Source organism: Gallaecimonas kandeliae (assembly GCF_030450055.1).
GTDB lineage: Bacteria > Pseudomonadota > Gammaproteobacteria > Enterobacterales > Gallaecimonadaceae > Gallaecimonas > Gallaecimonas kandeliae.
In genome coordinates, this window is the sequence record NZ_CP118480.1 from 2,271,979 (window position 1) to 2,289,264 (window position 17,286).

The 17,286-nt window shown below is 66.4% G+C and carries 19 protein-coding genes; 12 read left to right on the forward strand and 7 right to left on the reverse strand.

The window, feature by feature from the left end:
- Positions 1-9: 9 nt before the first annotated feature.
- The 6 genes from PVT67_RS11215 to PVT67_RS11240 all read left to right on the forward strand — a co-directional run bounded on the left by PVT67_RS11215 (position 10) and on the right by PVT67_RS11240 (position 4,039).
- On the forward strand, positions 10-435 hold the full coding sequence (locus PVT67_RS11215) for a hypothetical protein (RefSeq protein WP_301493714.1): 426 nt from the start codon (positions 10-12) through the stop codon (positions 433-435).
- A gap of 30 nt (positions 436-465) precedes the next feature.
- On the forward strand, positions 466-852 hold the full coding sequence (locus tag PVT67_RS11220) for a VOC family protein (protein ID WP_301493715.1): 387 nt from the start codon (positions 466-468) through the stop codon (positions 850-852).
- A 60-nt stretch (positions 853-912) separates the two neighbouring features.
- On the forward strand, positions 913-1,545 hold the full coding sequence (locus tag PVT67_RS11225) for a glycoside hydrolase family 25 protein (protein ID WP_301493716.1): 633 nt from the start codon (positions 913-915) through the stop codon (positions 1,543-1,545).
- 20 nt (positions 1,546-1,565) lie between these two features.
- A complete protein-coding gene (locus tag PVT67_RS11230; protein WP_301493717.1) occupies positions 1,566-2,168 on the forward strand; it encodes a DUF1294 domain-containing protein in 603 nt (200 codons plus the stop codon).
- Positions 2,169-2,188: 20 nt separating this feature from the next.
- Positions 2,189-2,758 (forward strand): YdeI/OmpD-associated family protein, encoded by a 570-nt coding sequence (locus PVT67_RS11235; protein ID WP_336407732.1) that lies wholly within the window; start codon positions 2,189-2,191, stop codon positions 2,756-2,758.
- Between the two features lie 243 nt (positions 2,759-3,001).
- Entirely contained in the window at positions 3,002-4,039 is a 1,038-nt protein-coding gene (locus tag PVT67_RS11240; RefSeq protein ID WP_301493719.1) for a sensor domain-containing diguanylate cyclase, read from the forward strand.
- A gap of 30 nt (positions 4,040-4,069) precedes the next feature.
- Here PVT67_RS11240 and PVT67_RS11245 read toward each other — a convergent pair whose 3' ends face one another.
- The 7 genes from PVT67_RS11245 to PVT67_RS11275 all read right to left on the reverse strand — a co-directional run bounded on the left by PVT67_RS11245 (position 4,070) and on the right by PVT67_RS11275 (position 12,347).
- Positions 4,070-4,372 (reverse strand): metal-sensing transcriptional repressor, encoded by a 303-nt coding sequence (locus tag PVT67_RS11245; protein ID WP_301493720.1) that lies wholly within the window; start codon positions 4,370-4,372, stop codon positions 4,070-4,072.
- Between the two features lie 17 nt (positions 4,373-4,389).
- Positions 4,390-7,497 (reverse strand): efflux RND transporter permease subunit, encoded by a 3,108-nt coding sequence (locus PVT67_RS11250; protein WP_301493721.1) that lies wholly within the window; start codon positions 7,495-7,497, stop codon positions 4,390-4,392.
- The gene (locus PVT67_RS11255; protein WP_301493722.1) at positions 7,490-8,422 is read right to left on the reverse strand and encodes an efflux RND transporter periplasmic adaptor subunit; all 933 of its coding nucleotides are present in this window, start codon (positions 8,420-8,422) and stop codon (positions 7,490-7,492) included. Before PVT67_RS11255 ends, PVT67_RS11250 begins: the two co-directional genes overlap by 8 nt.
- 10 nt (positions 8,423-8,432) lie before the next feature.
- A complete protein-coding gene (locus PVT67_RS11260) occupies positions 8,433-8,633 on the reverse strand; it encodes a YgaP family membrane protein (RefSeq protein ID WP_301493723.1) in 201 nt (66 codons plus the stop codon).
- Positions 8,633-9,067, reverse strand: coding sequence for a protein tyrosine phosphatase family protein (locus PVT67_RS11265; RefSeq protein WP_301493724.1), 435 nt, complete (start codon positions 9,065-9,067; stop codon positions 8,633-8,635). The genes PVT67_RS11260 and PVT67_RS11265 overlap by 1 nt, the downstream gene beginning before the upstream one ends.
- A 108-nt stretch (positions 9,068-9,175) precedes the next feature.
- Entirely contained in the window at positions 9,176-11,668 is a 2,493-nt protein-coding gene (locus PVT67_RS11270; protein ID WP_301493725.1) for an ABC transporter permease, read from the reverse strand.
- A complete protein-coding gene (locus PVT67_RS11275; protein WP_301493726.1) occupies positions 11,658-12,347 on the reverse strand; it encodes an ABC transporter ATP-binding protein in 690 nt (229 codons plus the stop codon). Before PVT67_RS11275 ends, PVT67_RS11270 begins: the two co-directional genes overlap by 11 nt.
- Before the next feature lie 152 nt (positions 12,348-12,499).
- Here PVT67_RS11275 and pxpB point away from each other — a divergent pair, with 152 nt between their 5' ends.
- The 6 genes from pxpB (at position 12,500) to pcp (ending at position 17,279) form a co-directional block, all read left to right on the forward strand.
- Entirely contained in the window at positions 12,500-13,132 is a 633-nt protein-coding gene (gene pxpB, locus PVT67_RS11280) for a 5-oxoprolinase subunit PxpB (RefSeq protein WP_301493727.1), read from the forward strand.
- Between the two features lie 229 nt (positions 13,133-13,361).
- Positions 13,362-14,273 (forward strand): 5-oxoprolinase subunit C family protein, encoded by a 912-nt coding sequence (locus tag PVT67_RS11285; protein WP_301493728.1) that lies wholly within the window; start codon positions 13,362-13,364, stop codon positions 14,271-14,273.
- Between the two features lie 46 nt (positions 14,274-14,319).
- Positions 14,320-15,000: a 5-oxoprolinase subunit PxpA gene (locus PVT67_RS11290; protein ID WP_301499687.1), complete on the forward strand. Its 681-nt coding sequence runs from the start codon at positions 14,320-14,322 to the stop codon at positions 14,998-15,000.
- Positions 15,000-15,707, forward strand: a complete 708-nt coding sequence (locus PVT67_RS11295) for a DUF969 domain-containing protein (RefSeq protein ID WP_301493729.1) — start codon at positions 15,000-15,002, stop codon at positions 15,705-15,707. Before PVT67_RS11290 ends, PVT67_RS11295 begins: the two co-directional genes overlap by 1 nt.
- The gene (locus PVT67_RS11300) at positions 15,700-16,647 is read left to right on the forward strand and encodes a DUF979 domain-containing protein (RefSeq protein ID WP_301493730.1); all 948 of its coding nucleotides are present in this window, start codon (positions 15,700-15,702) and stop codon (positions 16,645-16,647) included. The genes PVT67_RS11295 and PVT67_RS11300 overlap by 8 nt, the downstream gene beginning before the upstream one ends.
- On the forward strand, positions 16,632-17,279 hold the full coding sequence (gene pcp, locus PVT67_RS11305) for a pyroglutamyl-peptidase I (RefSeq protein ID WP_419181012.1): 648 nt from the start codon (positions 16,632-16,634) through the stop codon (positions 17,277-17,279). Before PVT67_RS11300 ends, pcp begins: the two co-directional genes overlap by 16 nt.
- The last annotated feature ends 7 nt before the right edge of the window (positions 17,280-17,286 follow it).

The following is a 17,286-nucleotide window of genomic DNA, read 5'->3' on the forward strand; positions in this document are numbered from 1 at the left end:
GGAGACCCCATGCGTTACCTGGCCCTGCTGTTCCTGGCGCTGGCCGCCACGGCCTGCCAACAGCAAGAGAGTCCCGACGATTTCTACCGCGGTTACAACCAGAAGGTGATCGCCGGCATGGCTTCCCTGGAAGAAGACGCCGCCTATTATTCGGCGCGCAAGCGCCAGGAGATGGCCGCCCACCTCGAGGCCTTCATGGCCCAGAGCCACAAGACCAAGGCCCAGGCCATCGCCTTCTACCTGGACTTTTCCCACGCCGTCGCCAAGTGCAAGAAGATCACCCTGGTGTCGCAGCAGCAGGACGGCGACGTCGCTAACCTTACCTACAATCAGCAGGATGTCTGCGGTAATCCCACCGCGGTGCCCGAAACCCAGAAGGTGCGGCTGGTCAGGGAAGATGGCTGGAAGATTGACGACATCAGCCTCTCCCTCTGAGCACCACAACCCAGGCAAAGGAGCCATGCCATGATCGACCATACCGGCGTTACCGTCAGTGACTTCGAAAAAAGCAAAGCCTTCTACCAGGCCGCCCTGGCCCCCCTCGGTTACAGCCTGCTGATGAGCCTGCCCAAGGCCGTCACCGGCAGCACCGATGTGGCGGGCTTCGGTGAGCCCCCCAAACCGGACTTCTGGATAAGCCAGGGTACCCCCAACAGGCCGCCCATCCATGTCGCCATCCGCGCCGCCAACAGGGCCCAGGTGGACGCCTTCCACCGGGCCGCCCTTGACGCCGGCGGCACCGACAACGGCGCCCCAGGGCCTCGGCCCCACTACCACCCTGACTACTACGGCGCCTTCGTGCTGGACCCGGACGGCCACAATATCGAGGCCGTCTGCCACGAGCCGGCCTGACGCCAGGCACCTAAGGCCATACGCAGGAGCCCTTCGCGGGCCAAGCAAGGAGAAGCAACCATGCTCAACGCCATCATCGACCTTTCCCACCACAACAGCATTTCCAGCTTCCAGGCCGCCAAGGATGCGGGGATCTTCGCCATCATCCACAAGGCCACCCAGGGTGCGACCTACCAGGATCCCACCTTTCGCGAACACCGCGAGATGGCCTTGGCGGCCGGCCTGAAAGTGGGGGCTTACCACTTCGGCACCGCCGGCGACCCCATAGCCCAGGCCGAATCCTTGTTGGCCGTGGCAGGCAAGGACAGCCTGCTGGTGCTGGACTTCGAGGGCAACCCCCAGGGCCGGGACATGAGCCTGGAGGAAGCGGAGCACTTCGTCAGCCATATCCAGGCGGTGACGGGGCGCTACCCGGGGTTCTATTCCGGCCACAGCATCAAGGAAGCCCTGGCCCAGGCCGGCATCACCAGCCCTGACCAGACGGTGCTATCAAAATGCTGGCTCTGGCTGGCCCAGTACAGCCAGGCGCCCCTTATCCCCAAGGCCTGGGAAAGCTGGACCCTCTGGCAATACACGGACGGCGCCTACGGCCCCGAGCCCCACCAGGTGCCCGGCATAGGCCGCTGCGACCGCGACCAGTTCAACGGCACCCAGGCCCAGTTGGAAGCCTTCTGGGCCAGCAACAGCGGCTAACGAGAAGGGCGAAGAGAGACATGCGTTACCAGGGAAAACTGAGCGATTGGAACGACGAACGGGGTTTTGGCTTCGTGGAGCCCAATGGCGGCGGCGTCCGCGCCTTCGTCCATATCAAGGCCTTCAAGCGCGGTGGCCGCCGCCCTGTCGAGGGCGACGTCCTCGTCTATGAGCTGCAAAAGGACGGCGGCGGCAGGCCCCAGGCCAGGCAGGTCCGCTTCGCCGCCGAGGGCCGCCGGTACCAGATCAGGCGGGGGCGCAGCGGCGCCTTCAATGCCCTGCTGGGCCTGGCCTTCCTGGCCCTTATGGGCGTCAGCCAGAAGGCGCCGGCGGTGCTGCTTGGCGCCTATGGCCTGCTCAGCTTCCTGACCTTCCTTGCCTATGGCCGGGACAAATGGGCAGCCAAAAAAGGCCGCTGGCGCACGCAGGAGAACAACCTGCACCTGCTGGCGTTGGCCGGAGGCTGGCCAGGCGCGGCCTGCGCCCAGTACCTCTTTCGCCACAAGTCCCAGAAGGCCGAGTTCAGAGGCGGCTACTGGCTGACGGTGGCGCTGAACATCGCCGCCCTTTGCTGGCTGCTTTTCAGCGCCAAGGGCGCCGCACTGCTGGAACGGCTCGCCTGACTGGCCAAAGGACAATGACCATGGATGACAGCCTCGAGCTCGCCTTCGACACCCCGGCCGCCTTCTCGGCCTGGTTGGCGGCCAACCACCAGACTGAAGCGGTGCTCTGGCTGCGTATCTACAAGAAAGGATCGGGACGCCGGACCATCAGCTGGGAAGAAGCGGTGATTGAGGCGCTTTGCTGGGGCTGGATTGACGGCCAGAAGCAGGCCCTGGACCAGCACGCCTACCTGCAGCGTTTCACCCAGCGCCGCCCAGGCAGCCCCTGGTCACGGCGCAACAAGGCCCATGCCGAGCGGCTGATGGCCGAAGGGCGGATGCAGCCCCCCGGCCTTGCCCAGGTCCAGGCGGCCAAGGCCGACGGCCGCTGGGACGCCGCCTATGCGCCCCCCAGCGAGATGCAGGTACCGGACGACTTCCTGGCCGCCCTGAAGAGCCGCCCCGAGGCCCAAGCCTTCTTCGACACCCTCAACAAGCACAACCGCTACGCCATCGCCTACCGCCTCCAGAGCGCCAAGAAGGCAGAAACCCGGCAGAAGCGCTTCGAGCAGTTCCTGGCCATGCTGGAGCGGGGCGAGAAGCTGCATTGATACGAAGCCAAGCGGCCCGCTTCCCTCTGGTGTTTGTCCCTCATTCACCTGCTGATTGCTCTTTGTCAAAGCCCAGATTTTTTGGCTTGCCCCGCCTGGGCTACGCTTTTTATTAGTCTCTTTTGTTCTTGATCGGCGGCGGCTTGGACCTTTTTTGCCGATCATTGGTGGTAAAGGCGCTTGGCGCCATCCCCTAGCGGCGGCACGGCGGCCCCGGCAGGGGGGGAGAAATGGGCCCATCTTATGAGCAGTCCCTACGAAGCCGATGACAGGGAACTCATCAGCCGCCTGCAAGGCGAGATCAGCAAGCGGGAGGAATTGGAGCGGCGCATCAAGGCGCTGGAGCATGAACGCCGCCAACTACAGGACTCGGCCCACCAACTCAGCCAGGAGTTGGGCCACTACCGCAAGGAGCGGCAGGAATGGGAGTGGTTCTTCGAGAACTCCCTGGAAATGCTCTGCATCGCCGGCCTGGACGGCTATTTCAAGCGGGTCAACCCCGCCTTTTCCCGAGTCCTTGGCTACAGCACCGACGAGCTGCTGGCCCGCCCCTTCACCGACTTCATCCATCCAGACGACATAGAGAACACCCGCCAGGAGCTGGCGGCACTGGGGGAAGGCCAGGACAGCATCAACTTCGAGAACCGCTACCGTGACGCCAAAGGCCAATGGCGTTGGATAGCCTGGCACTGTCCGGCCCTGACCCAGGCCACCACCAACCTCTACGCCATCGCCCGCGACATCACCGACCGCAAACGTAGCGAGGCGGAGATATTGCACCGAGCCCTGCACGACCCCCTGACCGATCTCTGCAACCGCGCCGCCTTCGAAGAAAAACTGGCCGACGCCATTGGCCTTTGTGGCCGGGAGCCGGCCTGCCAGCTGGCCCTCTACCTGGTGGACATCGATGGCTTCAAAGCGGTCAACGACAGCCAGGGCCACCAGGCCGGTGACCGGTTGCTGGTGACCCTGGCCCACCGCTACCGACAGCTCCAACGGGAGGGTGATCTGGTATTCCGACTGGGTGGCGACGAATTTGCCTTCCTCATCGAGGCGCCGGGCACCCTGGCGGTGGAGCCCCTGGCCAAGCGTATATTGGAAGCCAGCAGCCAACCCCTGGAGCTGCCCCTGGGCACAGTGCAGGTGGGCTGCAGCATCGGCATCGCCGTCTTCCCTACTCAGGCCTCGGACGCCGACAGCCTGGTGGCCATGGCCGATACGGCCATGTACCAGGTCAAGAAGACGGGCAAGAAGGGATTCAGGTTGTTCGAGAGGGGATAAGCAACAAAAAAGGCCCCGAGGGGCCTTTTTTCATGCGTACTTGGCCAGCAACCTTCGGATCTCGCCCATCCGTTCCTCTGTTTCCGGCTTGCCGTCCTCCAGCACCGAGCCTTCGATGACGCAGGCCATCAGCTCGAAGAAGGCCTTGTCCAGGGCCTTGCGGGAGGCGGTGAGCTGCTGCACCACCTTCTCGCAATCGGCCTGGTCGCGGATCAGTTTCTGGATGCCGCGCAGCTGGCCCTCTATGCGGGCCAGGCGCTTGATCATCTTGTCCTGTTGCTGTGGTGTGGGTTGCATTAAGGGCAAGGACTCCAACTTGGGTTTGGCCGACATGATCCCGCCCTCGGCCCTCAGTGTCCAGCCCGGCGCAGCAGTGCCGCATAGAGCTGGGGTATCACCACCAACGTCAGCACAGTGCTGATGGCGATACCGAAGATGAGGCTCACTGCCAAGCCGTTGAAGATGGGGTCGTCCAGGATGAAGAAGGCCCCCAGCATGGCCGCCACCGCCGTCAGTATGATGGGCTTGGCCCTGATGGCCGAGGCCTGGATCACCGCCTGTTCCAGGCTAACCCCTTCCGCCACCGCTTCGCGGATGAAGTCCACCAGCAGTATGGAGTTGCGCACTATGATGCCGGCCAGGGCGATCATGCCGATCATGGAGGTGGCCGTGAACTGGGCCCCCAGGAGGGCATGGCCGGGCATGATGCCAATGAGCGTCAGGGGGATGGGGGCCATGATCACCAGCGGCACCATATAGTTGCCGAACTGCCCCACCACCAAGAGGTAGATCAGCAGCAGCCCCACGGCGTAGGCGATGCCCATATCGCGGAAGGTCTCATAGGTGATTTGCCATTCGCCGTCCCACTTGAGGGCCGCCTTGTTCCAGATATCCGGTTTCTCGGTATAGGTCTGGGGCAGCTCCAGCTTGCCGGCGGCGGCGAAGAGGCCGTAGAGGGGGCTGTCCAGGCGCCCGGCCATGTCCGCCGTCACGTAGACCACGGGCCGCAGATCCTTGTGGTAGCGGGGCTGGTCCAGGGGCACCTTGACCCGCTCCACCAATTCCGCCAGCGGCACGGCCTGGCCGCCCTGGGCCTTGATGGTCAGGCCCTCAAGCTGGGCCAGTTGGCCCTGCCAACTGCCGGGCAGGCGCAAGGTCACGGGGATCGGCTGGGTCTGGCCGGGGATGGCCACATAGGTCACGTCTATGCCGGCCAGGGCACCCTGCAGGGCCTTGACCACCTGGGCCGGGCTGACGCCGAGCTGCATGGCCTTCTGGCGCTTGACCTGCCAGATCTCGTCACTGCCTTTGGCTACCAGGGTGCTGTCCTGGTCCACTATGCCGTCGGTCCCGCTAAGGGCCTTGAGCACGGCCGCGGCGGCCTGCTCCCGGCTCTGGCGGTCAGGGCCATAGATCTCCGCCACTATGGGCGCCAGCACCGGCGGCCCAGGCGGCACTTCCACCACCTTGAGGCTGGCGCCGGCCGCCTGGGCCAGGGGCGCCAGCAACGGCCTGATGGCCAGGGCTATCTCGTGGCTGGAGCGATCCCTGTGGTGCTTGTCCTTCAAGGTCACCTGGATGTCGCCGAGGTTGGGGCCACGGCGCAGGTAGTACTGGCGCACCAGGCCGTTGAAGCCGATGGGGGAAGCGGTACCGGCGTAGACCTGGGTCTCCTCCACCTCATCCATCTGGTCGAGCTTGCGGGCCATGGCCTGCAGCAAGGCGTTGGTGTCCTCCAGCGGCGTGCCCTCCGGCATGTCCACCACCAGCTTCACTTCGCTCTTGTTGTCAAAGGGCAGCATCTTCAGCACCACGGCCTCCACCACCGCCAGGCCCATGGCCAGGACGATGAGGCCGATGAGGCCAAAGCCCATCAGGTAGCGCTTCTTGCGGCTGCGCAGCAGCGGCAGCATCAGCTTGCCGAAGAAGGCCAGCAACCTGTGGCTGTGCTGCTGGTCATGGCCTTGGTCTTTCAACAGGTGCCTGGCCAGCCAGGGGGTGACGGTGAGGGCAATGAGCAACGACAGCAACATGCCCAGGGAGGCGTTGATGGGGATGGGGCTCATGTAGGGCCCCATCAGGCCGCTGACGAAGGCCATGGGCAGCAGCGCCGCTATGACGGTGAAGGTCGCCAATATGGTGGGGCCCCCGACTTCGTCGACGGCGCCGGGAATGGCGGTCTTGAGGCTGCCGCCAAGGGCCAGGTGGCGGTGGATGTTCTCCACCACCACTATGGCGTCGTCCACCAGTATGCCGATGGAGAAGATAAGGGCGAACAACGACACCCGGTTGAGGGTAAAGCCCCAGGCCCAGGAGGCGAAGAGGGTCAGGGCCAGGGTCAGCACCACGGCGCTGCCCACCACCACCGCCTCGCGGCGGCCCAAGGTGAAGAGCACCAGGGCCACCACCGACAGGGTGGCGAAGATAAGCTTATGAATGAGCTTGCTGGCCTTGTCGTCGGCGGTCTGGCCATAGTTGCGGGTCACGTCCACCTTGAGCCCGGCCGGCAACCACTGCTCCTTGAGGGTGTCCAGGCGCTTAAGCACCTTGTCCGCCACCACAACGGCGTTTTCACCGGCCTTCTTGGTGAGGGTCAGGGTCAGGGCCGGCACCGCCTGGCCGCCCTTGGGCCTGGTCCAGATATACTGGCTGGGCACAGTGCTGCCCTGGCTGATGGTGGCCAGCTGCGACAGCCTGACCGGCTTGCCGTCCACGACAGTCACCACCAGGTTTTTGAGGGTATCGACGCTGTCGATGAAGCTCCCGGCCTGCACGCTGACAAGCTTGTCTCCCGCCAGCCGGTAACCGGCCTGGCCGCTCTGGTTCTGGGAGGACAGGGCCTGGGCCAAGGCGTTGATGTCGAGCCCTACCCTCGCCATGGCGGTGGCGTCGAGGCGCACCTCCAGCTGCTCGGGCTCGGCGCCGATGATATTGAGGTCACGCACCCCGTCGACGTTCTTCAATGGCTCGGTCAGGGTATCGGCCACCGATTTGAGGTCGAGGCCGTCCCCCGAGAGGGTCAACGCCAGGATCGGCACGTCGTCTATGCCCCTGGCCTTGACCAAGGGCTGGCTGATCCCCGGATGGGCTTCACGCCAACTGGCCAGGCTGTCGAAGAGCTGGACCAGGGCCTTGTCCCTGTCCACCCCGACCTTGAACTGCACCGTCACCAGCGCCTGGCCGGGACGGGCCTGGGAATAGACGTGGTCTATGCCGCTCATGCGGGAGAAATGCTGCTCCAGGGGCACCAGCAGCTCGGTCTCCACCTGCTGGCTGCGGGCGCCGGGGAAGGCCACCATGACATCGGCCATGGTGACGTCGATCTGGGGTTCTTCTTCACGGGGAGTGATGCTGGCGGCCAGCAGCCCCAGCACCAGGCCGAACAGGGCCAGCAAGGGGGTGAGACGGGAGCGCTCCCCCCAGGCGGCCAGGCGCCCTGCCAGTCCGAGCTTAGTCATATTGGATGACCTCGCCCGCCTTGAGGCCACTCAGCACCTCCACCTGGCCATCCCTGGACTGGCCCAGGCGCACCGCCCGCCAGTCGCCGTTCTGCATCCGTACCAGGCTGAGCTCGCCCTGGTGCTGCACCGCCGCCTTGGGCAGCAGCAGCCCCTGGTGTTCCCCCACCTGCACCCTGACCTGTTGCCACTGGCCGGGCAGCAGCTTGGCGTCGTCGGGCAGCACCAGGCGCAGCCGCACTGTGCCGCTCAAACTGTCGGCGGTGGGGAAAAGCAGGAAGCTCTTGGGGGTCAGCTCCCCGACCCTGGCCCAGTGGTAATGGCCGGCTCCCTCGGCCAGGCTGGCCGGGAGATCCACGTGGATGCGCATGGATCTGGGGTCGAAGCCTGTCATCAGCGGCGTGCCGGGCTGGACCAGCTCACCGGGCTCCACCAGGCGCTGGCTGACCACGCCGCCGTAAGGGGCGCGGATGGCGGTGTAAGAGAGCTGCTCGCTGGCCCTTTTCGCCGCGGCACTGGCGGCCTTGAGGGCGGCCTTGGCGTTGTCCAGGGCCGCCCTGGCCTTGTCCTTCTCGGCCACCGGCAGCAGCTTGCGCCCCACCAGATCCGAGACCCGCTGCCAGTCCTGCTGGGCCGACAGCAAGGTGGCCTGGGCGGCGGCCTCGGCGGCCTGGGCCTGGTCCAGGGCCTGGTGCTGTTCCACCGAGGTGATGGTGAGGATGACGGCGCCGGCCGGCACTTCGTCACCCACGTCCGCCAGCACCTGCTCCACCCGGCCCGAGGTCTGGGCCGACACTGTGGCCTGGTTGGTGGCCTCCACCAACCCCTGCAACACCAATTGGTCAGCCAGGGGCTGGGGTTCCAGGGTCAGTTCGGTGGCCAGCACCGGCAGCGCCAGGGCGCCCAGCAGCCAAAGCCCTTTCATGCAAAGCTCCTTAGAAGGCACAGCCGGGTTTGACGCCCAGCTTCTTGAGGATGATGGCCAGGGGGCAGAAGCCGGTAAAGGACGACTGCACCAGGTTGACGCCCACGAAGGCGGTCAGCCAGAGCCAGTAAGGGCTGACTAGATAGGCCAGCAGCAGGCTGAGCAGCACCACAGAGCCGGCAAAACGCAGTACAAATTTATCGACGTTCATCATTCACCTCCACAGAGACATTGGCGCAGGGGCGCTTCGAGCTTGGTCATGCCGCCCTGGCGGCCTGCGGCCATGGCGCTTTCCAGATCCTGGCCCTCACAGAGATAGGCCATGGCGGCCAGCATGCCGCCGGCGCGATTAGCAGTGCCGCAGTGCAGCAGCACAGGGCCCTCTGCCTCTTCCAGCAGGGTTTTGAGCCGCTCGCAGCGGGCCTTGTCGATATCGCCCGGGCCCGCTATGGGCAGGGCGTGGTAAGCCATGCCAAGGGAGCGGACCAGGGCTTCCTCGTCGAAGCTCACTTCCTTTGGCAGGGTCAGGTTGATGACGGTCTTGATCCCCTTCTTCTGGCAGGCTTCCAGTTCAGCCTGGGTCGGCAGGCCAGCGCAGAACAGGGCATCGTTGACCTGGTGGCAATAGGATACGGGCAATGGCATGAGACACCTCCTTATATACCCCCAAGGGTATATGTGAAGACTGCAAAGATCAACATACCCCCAAGGGTATAAGCCATGAAGGGAGAGGCGGCCCCAGGGCCTGCCTCCTCAGCTGCGGATAAGGCGCAGCGGCGCGCGGCGCAGCAGCGGCCAGAGCCGCAGCAGGGCCGGTATCGCCACTCCCAGTGCACCACCGACCAGGGCCAGCAAGGATAGCGGCCAGTGCAGGTTCACAGGGAGATCCAGCACCCTGGTCTGCAGAAGATAGAGGCTGAGCTGGCTGCACAGGCCCGCCATCAACCCGGCCAGGCCCCCCAGCAGCAGGAACTCCAGGCCCAGGGCCTGGCGCAGACTGCGGTTGGAGGCCCCCAGGGTACGCAGCACCCCCAGATCCCGGCGCCGCTCGTCGAGGCTGGCCTGCACCGCCGCCAGCAGCACCAGCAGCGCCGCCGCCGAGACCAGTAACCAGACGAAACGCAGCGCCAAGGCCACCTGGTTGATGAGGCTGCGGATCTGGCCGAGGATGGCGTCCACGTCGATAAGGGTCAGGGTAGGATGGTCACGCAGCAAGGTGCCCAGGGCCGGGCGCTGGTCGTCCGCCAGGTGGAAGCTGGCGATGTAGCTGGCCGGGAAGTCCTTGAGCACGGCCGGGCTGAAGATCATGAAAAAGTTGGGCTGCATGGACTGCCAGTCCACCTTGCGGATACTGGTGACCGGGGCAGAGAAATCCTCACCGCCGAGGCGGAAGGCCAGCTCGTCCCCCAGCTTGATGCCGAGGCGCTTGGCCACCCCTTCCTCCACCGATACCGCCTTGCCGCCGCCGGCCTGCCACCAGCTGCCCTGCACCAATTTGTTCTGGGGCGGCAGATCGGTGCGCCAGGTGAGGTTGAGCTCGCGGTCTATGCCGACCCGGCCGCCCCGCTGCGGCGCTTTGCCCTGGGCCGGCTCTTCGTCCCCCTGGCGCAGCGCTTCGCCGTTGATGGCGGTGAGCCTGGCCCGCACCACGGGATAGAGGTCGCTGGCGCTGCTGCCGTGGCCGGCCAGGAAGGCCTTGACCGGCGCCACCTCGTCCGGGGCCACATTGACCACGAAATAATTGGGGGCATCATCCGGCAGGCTCTTCTGCCAGTCCGCCAGGAGATCATGCTGGATCAGCTGCACCAGCAGCATCAGCATCAGCGCCAGGGTGAAACTGCCCAGTTGCACCAGGCTGGCGCCGCGGCGCCGTTGCAGCCCCGCCACCGCCAGCCGCCAGGCCCCGCCGATACTGCGGGTCCGGCCAAGGAGGCGCAGCAGCACATAACTGCACAGGCCCACGGCCAGGGCGGCGGCCCCGACCCCGGCCCCCACAGCCCAGGTCAGGTTGAGATCGCCAGTGAAGAGGTAAATGACACCAAACAGGGCCGCCAGCACCAGCAGGTAGTGGGTCCGGCCCCCGCCGTCGCCGCCTTCCCCTTCCCGCCAGACCCGGATCGGCGGCACCTTCAGGAGCCGCCACAGCGGCCAGGCGGCAAAGGCAGCTGTGCACAGGGCCCCCACCGCCATGCCCAGCCAGAGGGGCTCAGCGGTGGGCGGCGGCAGCTCGGCCGGCAAGAGGGCCCCGTATTGGGCCAAGAGCCCCTGCACCAGCCCCAATCCCAGGGCCAGGCCCAGCAGCGAGCCCAGGACCAGCACCAGCCCCATCTGGCCGGCAAAGAGCGCCACCACCTTGTTCCTGCTGCCGCCAAGGGCCTTGATCAACGCTACCGTCTCCACGTGGGCGTCGCAAAAACGCCGCGCCGCCACCCCTATGGCCACGGCCGCCAGCAGCACCCCCAGCAGGCTCGAGAGCAGCAAAAAGCGCCTGGCCCTGTCCAGGGCCGTGCCTATGGGGGAGTTGCTGCGGTGGATGTCGGTGAACTCGGCGCCGGGCGGCAGCTGGTCCTTGAAGCGCGCTTCCAGCTGCTTGAGGGCCTTGGCATCCCCTCTGAACAGCCAGCGCCAGCCGACCCTGGAGCCCGGCTGTATCACCTTGGTCGCGGCGAGATCGGCCTCGTTCATCAGCGCCGGCGGCGCCGTGGCGAAGAGGTTGAGCCCCAGGTCGGGGGCCTCGATAAGGAAGCGCTCCACCTTGAGGCTGGCGTAGCCCAGCTCCACCTTGTCCCCCAGTTTGGCGCCGAGGGCCTGGGCCAGGCGGCTGTCGAGCCAGATGCTGCCGGCCCCTGGGCCATGGCCGGTGACCACCTTGGTCCCGAAGGGGCTGTCCGCCACCTTGAGCTGGCCCCGCAAGGGGTAGTGGGCATCGACGGCAGCCACCGCCGCCAGCTGCATGGCGTCGCCATGGATCAGCATGGTGGTGAAACGGGTCTGGTGGCTCTTGTCCAGGGGGCTGGCCTGGATGGCCTTTTCCACCGCCTGGTCCAGGGGCTGGCTGCTGCGCAGCACCAGATCGGCGGCCAGGAAGCTGGCGCCCTTGCGATCGAAGGCCTGGTTCAGCACCTCGGCGAAGCGTGCCAATGACACCACGGACGCCACCGCCAGGGCGATGGCCAGCACCATGATCAGCACGTCCATGCGTTTGAGCTCACGCCAGAAGAAACGCCAGACCAGCTCAGGCCGCATCACCCAAGGCCTCCAGGTGGCCGTCCTTGAGGCTGAGCACCCGGCCGCAGCGCCGCGCCAAGGTCTCGTCATGGGTCACCAGCACCAGGGTGGTGCCAAAATCCCGGTTGAGGGCAAAGAGCAGGTCCGCCACGTGCTCCCCTGTGTGGCGGTCCAGGTTGCCTGTGGGTTCGTCGGCGAAGAGCAGCGCCGGGTTGGTGATGAAGGCCCTGGCCAGGGCCACCCGCTGCTGCTCACCGCCGGAGAGCTGGCCTGGGAAGTGGTGCAGCCGCTCGCCGAGGCCGACCCGGGCCAGCAGTTCCTGGGCCCTGGCCCGGGCGTCCTTCATGCCTTGGAGCTCGGCGGGCATCATCACGTTTTCCAGGGCATTGAGGCTGGGGATCAGCAGAAACTGCTGGAAGACGAAGCCGAGCTTGCTGGCCCGCAGCGCCGCCCGCTGGTCTTCGTCCAGCGCCGCCAGCTCCTGGCCGGCCAGCCAGAGGCTGCCCGAGCTGGGGCTGTCCAGCCCCGCCAGCAGGCCAAGCAAGGTCGACTTGCCGGAGCCTGAGGCACCCATGATGGCCAGTGTCTCCCCTGCCCCCACCTGCAGATCCAGGCCCTTGAGAATGGTCAGCTGGTTGCCGTCGGCACTGACGACCGACTTGGCCAGCTGCTGCGCTGCTATCACGGGGTGACTCATGGCGAACTCCAGCGAGATCCTTTGATAGGACCTTAACCGGCTTTGGATCCCCGGCCAAGGGGTCAGTCCAGTTAAGTCCTTGCCCACAATAGAGATGCAATCAGAAGCTGTTATAGATAGGTTAGTGCCAGAACCTATCGACGAGAGCCATCATGACCCTGACCTGGTCGCCCCTTGGGGACAGCGCCCTGGTATTGAACCTCAACGATCCCGGCGTGGAGGCCCAGCGCCAGCTCCATTGGCTGGCCGGCCAGTTGGCAGGCAAGGCCGAGCTGCTGGAGGCGGTACCCGGCATGGGCAACCTGACCCTGCTGCTCAAGGCCCCCGGGGCCGATCTCGACGCCCTGGCCGGGCATTGCCTGGCGCTCTGGGAAAAAAGGCCAGCCCAGAGCCATTCCGGCAAGCTGCATCTGCTGCCGGTGCGCTACAAGGGCCCGGATCTGCACCTGGTGGCCGAATACACAGGGCTCACCGAGGAAGAGGTCATAGCCCGCCACAGCGGTACCACCTACGAGGTGGCCTTCGTAGGCTTCATGCCGGGCTTTGCCTACCTCACCGGCATGGACAGGCGCCTGGCGGTGCCGCGCCGGGCCGAACCCAGGGTGCAGGTGCCGGCCGGCGCCGTGGGCATCGCCGGCAGTCAGACCGGCATCTACCCTCGCCAAAGCCCGGGCGGCTGGCAGATCATCGGCTACATGGAGCAGCCCCTGTTCGACGTGACCCGGGAGCCGCCGGCGCTGATCCAGCCCGGTGACCAGATCCGTTTCGAGGTGCGCCATGACTGAGGCTCTGAAAGACAGCTTCCTCGCCGCCATCCCATCCCAGCCTGGACACCGGATCCAGTTCGAGGTGCGCCATGATTGAGGTTTTGCAAGACAGCATCCTCGCCACCATCCCATCCCAGCCTGGACACCGGATCCAGTTCGAGGTGCGCCATGATTGAAGTGCTCAAGGGCGGCATCCTCGCCACCATCCCATCCCAGCCTGGACACCGGATCCAGTTCGAGGTGCGCCATGATTGAAGTGCTCAAGGGCGGCATCCTCGCCACCATCCAGGACGGCGGCCGACCCGGCCTTCGCAACCAGGGGGTACCTGTCAGCGGCGCCATGGACAGCCTGGCCTTGCAGGCGGCCAACCTGCTGCTGCAAAAGCCGCCCCTGGCCCCGGCCATCGAGATCACCTTCGGCCAGACCCAGCTGCGCTTCCAGAAAAGTGGCTGGGTGGCCCTGACCGGCGCCGATCTGGGCGCCAGCTTCGACAACGAACCCGTCACCCCGGGCTGGCGTTTCCACGTAGAGCCGGGGCAAGTCCTCCATTTCCGCCAGCCGAAGAAGGGCTTCAGGGCCTACCTGGCGGTCAGCGGCGAGCTGGAGGTGCCCCAGGTGCTGGGCTCGGCCAGCACCGACATCAGCTCCGGCTTCAATGCCCCCCTGGCCACAGGCGACGAGCTGGGCTGGCGCCCAGAAGGCGATTTCCAGGCTCCCCTTTTCGTGCGGGTACCGGGCACGGGCCGGCTGCGGGTGCTGCCGGGGCCCGAATACGAAAGCTTCGACCAGGAGGCCAAGACCCTCTTCTGGCACAACGACTGGACCATAGGCTCACTGTCCAACCGCATGGGTTACCGCCTTAACGGCCCCAAGCTGACCCGGCTGGTGGGGGACGAACTGCCCTCCCACGGCGTGATCCCCGGCACCATACAGGTGCCCGGCAATGGCCAGCCCATAGTGCTGGCCATGGACGCCCAGGCCACAGGCGGCTACCCCAAGCTGGGGGTGATCATTGCCGCCGATCTCTGGCAGCTGGGGCAGCTGGGGCCGGGCCGGCGCCTGGGCTTCATCCCCGTGACCATGGCCGAGGCGCGTCTGGCCTGGCAACAGCAACAGGCCTATCTGAAACACCTGGAGGAATTCGTTGCAGCGCATTGATTTCAACGCCGATCTCGGCGAAGGCGCCCCCTTCGACGCCGAGCTGATGCCGCTCATCAGCTCGGCCAATATCGCCTGCGGCTTCCATGCCGGCAGCCCTGCCTTGATGGCCAGGACTGTGGATCTCGCCATCCGCCACGGCGTCGCCATCGGCGCCCACCCCAGTTTCGACGACAGGGCCAACTTCGGCCGCACCGAGATGACCCTGGACCCACAAGAGGTCTTCGACCTGGTGCTCTACCAGTGCGGCGCCCTCAAGGCCCTCTGCGAGGCAAGGGGCGCGGCGCTCCACCACGTCAAACCCCACGGCGCCCTCTACAACCAGGCCGCCCGTGACCCGGCCTTGGCCGCCGCCATCGCCGCGGCCGTCAAGGCCCTGGGCCCCAGCCTCAAGCTCTATGGCCTGGCCGGCGGCCAACTGCTGGTGGCCGCCGAAAAGGCCGGCCTTGAGGCCGTTTCCGAAGTCTTTGCCGACCGCCGCTACCAGGGCGACGGCAGCCTGGTGCCGCGCAGCCAGGCCGGCGCCGTGCTGGAGGACGACGCCGAGGTCCAGGCCCAGGTACTGGCCCTGGCCATGGATGGCGAGGTGCAGGCCCAGGGCGGTGGCAAGATCCAGGTCAAGGCCGACAGCCTCTGCCTGCACGGCGACAACCAACATGCCCTGAGCCTGGCCAGGACCCTTCGCCAAGCCCTGCTCGAGCGACAGATCGTCATAGAGGCCCCCTGATGGACGCCGTATCCTACTGGCCCCTGCTGGGGGTGGCGGTGATCATCATCGGCTTTGGGCTGAGGGCCAACCCGCTGCTGGTGGTGACCCTGGCCGGGGTGGTCACTGGCCTGGCCGCCGCCCTGCCCTTTGGCGACATCCTCAAGGCCCTGGGCGAAGGTTTCACCCATACCCGCACCCTGTCGCTGATCCTGGTGCTGCCGCTGGCCGTCATCGGCCTTCTGGAACGGAGCGGCCTGCGCGAGCAGGCGGGCCGCTGGATAGCGGGCTTCAAGCAGATCTCCGCCGGGCGGCTGATGGCCCTCTACCTGCTGCTGCGCGAACTGAGCGCCGCCCTCGGCCTCACCAGCCTTGGCGGCCACCCGCAGATGGTCAGGCCACTGCTGGCGCCCATGGCCGAAGGGGCAGCCGGCCGGGTGCTGGGGCCCCTGAGCGACGCCGAGCGCCAACGCCTGCGGGCCATGGCGGCCGCCACCGACAACGTCGGCCTCTTCTTCGGCGAGGACATCTTCGTGGCCTTCGGCGCCGTGCTCTTGATGCACAGCTTCCTCAAGGAAAACGGCATCGACGTCGAGCCCCTGCACATCGCCTTCTGGGGGATCCCCACCGCCCTCTGCGCCCTGCTGATCCACGGCTGCCGGGTGCTCTACCTGGACCGCCAGCTGGCCCGGGCGAGGGCGGCCCTCCAGGAGGCGCCCCGTGCTTAGCATCGAGTTTTTCTATGGCCTTGCAGGAGTGCTGCTGCTGGCCAACGGCGTGTTGACGGCCCTGGACAGGGCCCACCCCAGGCGCTGGCCCACGGCCCTCTTCTGGAGCCTCTACGGCCTTCTCTTCCTGGTGGGCGGCTGGCTGCCGGCCAAGCTCAGCGGCGCCCTGGTGCTGGCCATGGGCCTGCTGGGTGGCCTGAACCTGGTCAAGTCCAGGCTCCAGGGCGAGCTGGACCAGGCCAGGCGCGACCAGGGGGCCGAGCGCCTGGGTGCCAAACTCTTCTGGCCGGCGCTGGCCATCCCCGGCATCACATTGGTGGGGGCGCTGGGCTTTCCCTGGCTGGCCGGCCAGGGCTTGGTGTGGGTGGCCCCCAAGAGCGCCACCCTTATCAGCCTGGGCCTGGCCTGCCTTATCGCCTTTGCCCTCGCCTGCCGCCTGACCCGGGAGTCGCCGCTGCAGGGCCTCAAGGAAAACGCCAGGCTGATGGACGCCATCGGCTGGGCCCTGCTGCTGCCCCAGATGCTGGCCACCCTGGGTATCCTCTTCGCCCACGCCGGTATCGGCAACGCCGTCGCCGCCCTGGTGGGCCAGGTGCTGCCTGAGGGCGTACGCTTCTGGGCCATTGTCGCCTATGCCGTCGGCATGGCACTCTTTACCATGATCATGGGCAACGCCTTTGCCGCCTTCCCGGTCATCACCGCCGGCGTCGGCATCCCTTTCCTGGTGAACCAGTACCACGGCGACGCCGCCGTCATGGCCGCCATCGGCATGTTCAGCGGCTATTGCGGCACTCTGCTCACCCCCATGGCCGCCAACTTCAACATGGTGCCGGCGGCCCTCTTGGAACTGGACGACAGAAACGCGGTGATAAAAGCCCAGGTGCCCACGGCCCTGCTGCTGCTCACCGCCAATATCGCGCTTTTATGGTGGCTCTTGTGAAGATCCTCTTAACCGGTTTCGAGCCCTTCGGCGGCGAAGCCATCAACCCCTCCTGGGAAGCGGTCAAACAACTGGCCGGCTACAAGGACAGCGTCATCAGCCTGATGCTGCCCTGCACCTTCGCCCAAAGCCTGGCGGTGCTGGGCCAGACGGCCCGCGCCCTGGAGCCGGACATCATCCTCTGCGTCGGCCAGGCCGGGGGCCGGGCCGCCATCAGCCTGGAAAAGGTGGGCATCAACCTCATCGAGGCCCGCATTCCCGACAACCAGGGCCAGCAGCCGAGCGGCCAGCCTGTGGTGGCAGGCGGCCCCACCGCCTACTTCAGCACCTTGCCCGTCAAGCGGCTTCGGGCCGCCCTCGAAACGGCCGGCATTCCGGCGGAGATCTCCTACAGCGCCGGCACCTATGTCTGCAACCAGGTGCTCTACGGCGCCTGCCACCTGGCCGCCGCCCTGCCCTGGGGGCCCAAGGCCGGCTTCGTCCACATCCCCTACCTTCCCGAGCAGGCGGCCCGCCACCCCGGCAGCCCCAGCATGGCGCTGCCGACCCTGGTGGCGGCCCTGAAAAGGCTCTGTGACGAACTGCTGGCCGGCACCACCGAGATAGAGGCCGTCGCCGGCACCACCCACTAGGAGGCCC

Excerpts from the sequence above, each read along its gene's own strand:
- PVT67_RS11215 (WP_301493714.1), top strand. The coding sequence starts at position 10 with ATGCGTTACCTGGCCCTGCTGTTCCTGGCGCTGGCCGCCACGGCCTGC.
- PVT67_RS11220 (WP_301493715.1), top strand. The coding sequence starts at position 466 with ATGATCGACCATACCGGCGTTACCGTCAGTGACTTCGAAAAAAGCAAA.
- PVT67_RS11225 (WP_301493716.1), top strand. The coding sequence starts at position 913 with ATGCTCAACGCCATCATCGACCTTTCCCACCACAACAGCATTTCCAGC.
- PVT67_RS11230 (WP_301493717.1), top strand. The coding sequence starts at position 1,566 with ATGCGTTACCAGGGAAAACTGAGCGATTGGAACGACGAACGGGGTTTT.
- PVT67_RS11235 (WP_336407732.1), top strand. The coding sequence starts at position 2,189 with ATGGATGACAGCCTCGAGCTCGCCTTCGACACCCCGGCCGCCTTCTCG.
- PVT67_RS11240 (WP_301493719.1), top strand. The coding sequence starts at position 3,002 with ATGAGCAGTCCCTACGAAGCCGATGACAGGGAACTCATCAGCCGCCTG.
- PVT67_RS11245 (WP_301493720.1), bottom strand. The coding sequence starts at position 4,372 with ATGTCGGCCAAACCCAAGTTGGAGTCCTTGCCCTTAATGCAACCCACA.
- PVT67_RS11250 (WP_301493721.1), bottom strand. The coding sequence starts at position 7,497 with ATGACTAAGCTCGGACTGGCAGGGCGCCTGGCCGCCTGGGGGGAGCGC.
- PVT67_RS11255 (WP_301493722.1), bottom strand. The coding sequence starts at position 8,422 with ATGAAAGGGCTTTGGCTGCTGGGCGCCCTGGCGCTGCCGGTGCTGGCC.
- PVT67_RS11260 (WP_301493723.1), bottom strand. The coding sequence starts at position 8,633 with ATGAACGTCGATAAATTTGTACTGCGTTTTGCCGGCTCTGTGGTGCTG.
- PVT67_RS11265 (WP_301493724.1), bottom strand. The coding sequence starts at position 9,067 with ATGCCATTGCCCGTATCCTATTGCCACCAGGTCAACGATGCCCTGTTC.
- PVT67_RS11270 (WP_301493725.1), bottom strand. The coding sequence starts at position 11,668 with ATGCGGCCTGAGCTGGTCTGGCGTTTCTTCTGGCGTGAGCTCAAACGC.
- PVT67_RS11275 (WP_301493726.1), bottom strand. The coding sequence starts at position 12,347 with ATGAGTCACCCCGTGATAGCAGCGCAGCAGCTGGCCAAGTCGGTCGTC.
- pxpB (WP_301493727.1), top strand. The coding sequence starts at position 12,500 with ATGACCCTGACCTGGTCGCCCCTTGGGGACAGCGCCCTGGTATTGAAC.
- PVT67_RS11285 (WP_301493728.1), top strand. The coding sequence starts at position 13,362 with ATGATTGAAGTGCTCAAGGGCGGCATCCTCGCCACCATCCAGGACGGC.
- PVT67_RS11290 (WP_301499687.1), top strand. The coding sequence starts at position 14,320 with ATGCCGCTCATCAGCTCGGCCAATATCGCCTGCGGCTTCCATGCCGGC.
- PVT67_RS11295 (WP_301493729.1), top strand. The coding sequence starts at position 15,000 with ATGGACGCCGTATCCTACTGGCCCCTGCTGGGGGTGGCGGTGATCATC.
- pcp (WP_419181012.1), top strand. The coding sequence starts at position 16,632 with ATGGTGGCTCTTGTGAAGATCCTCTTAACCGGTTTCGAGCCCTTCGGC.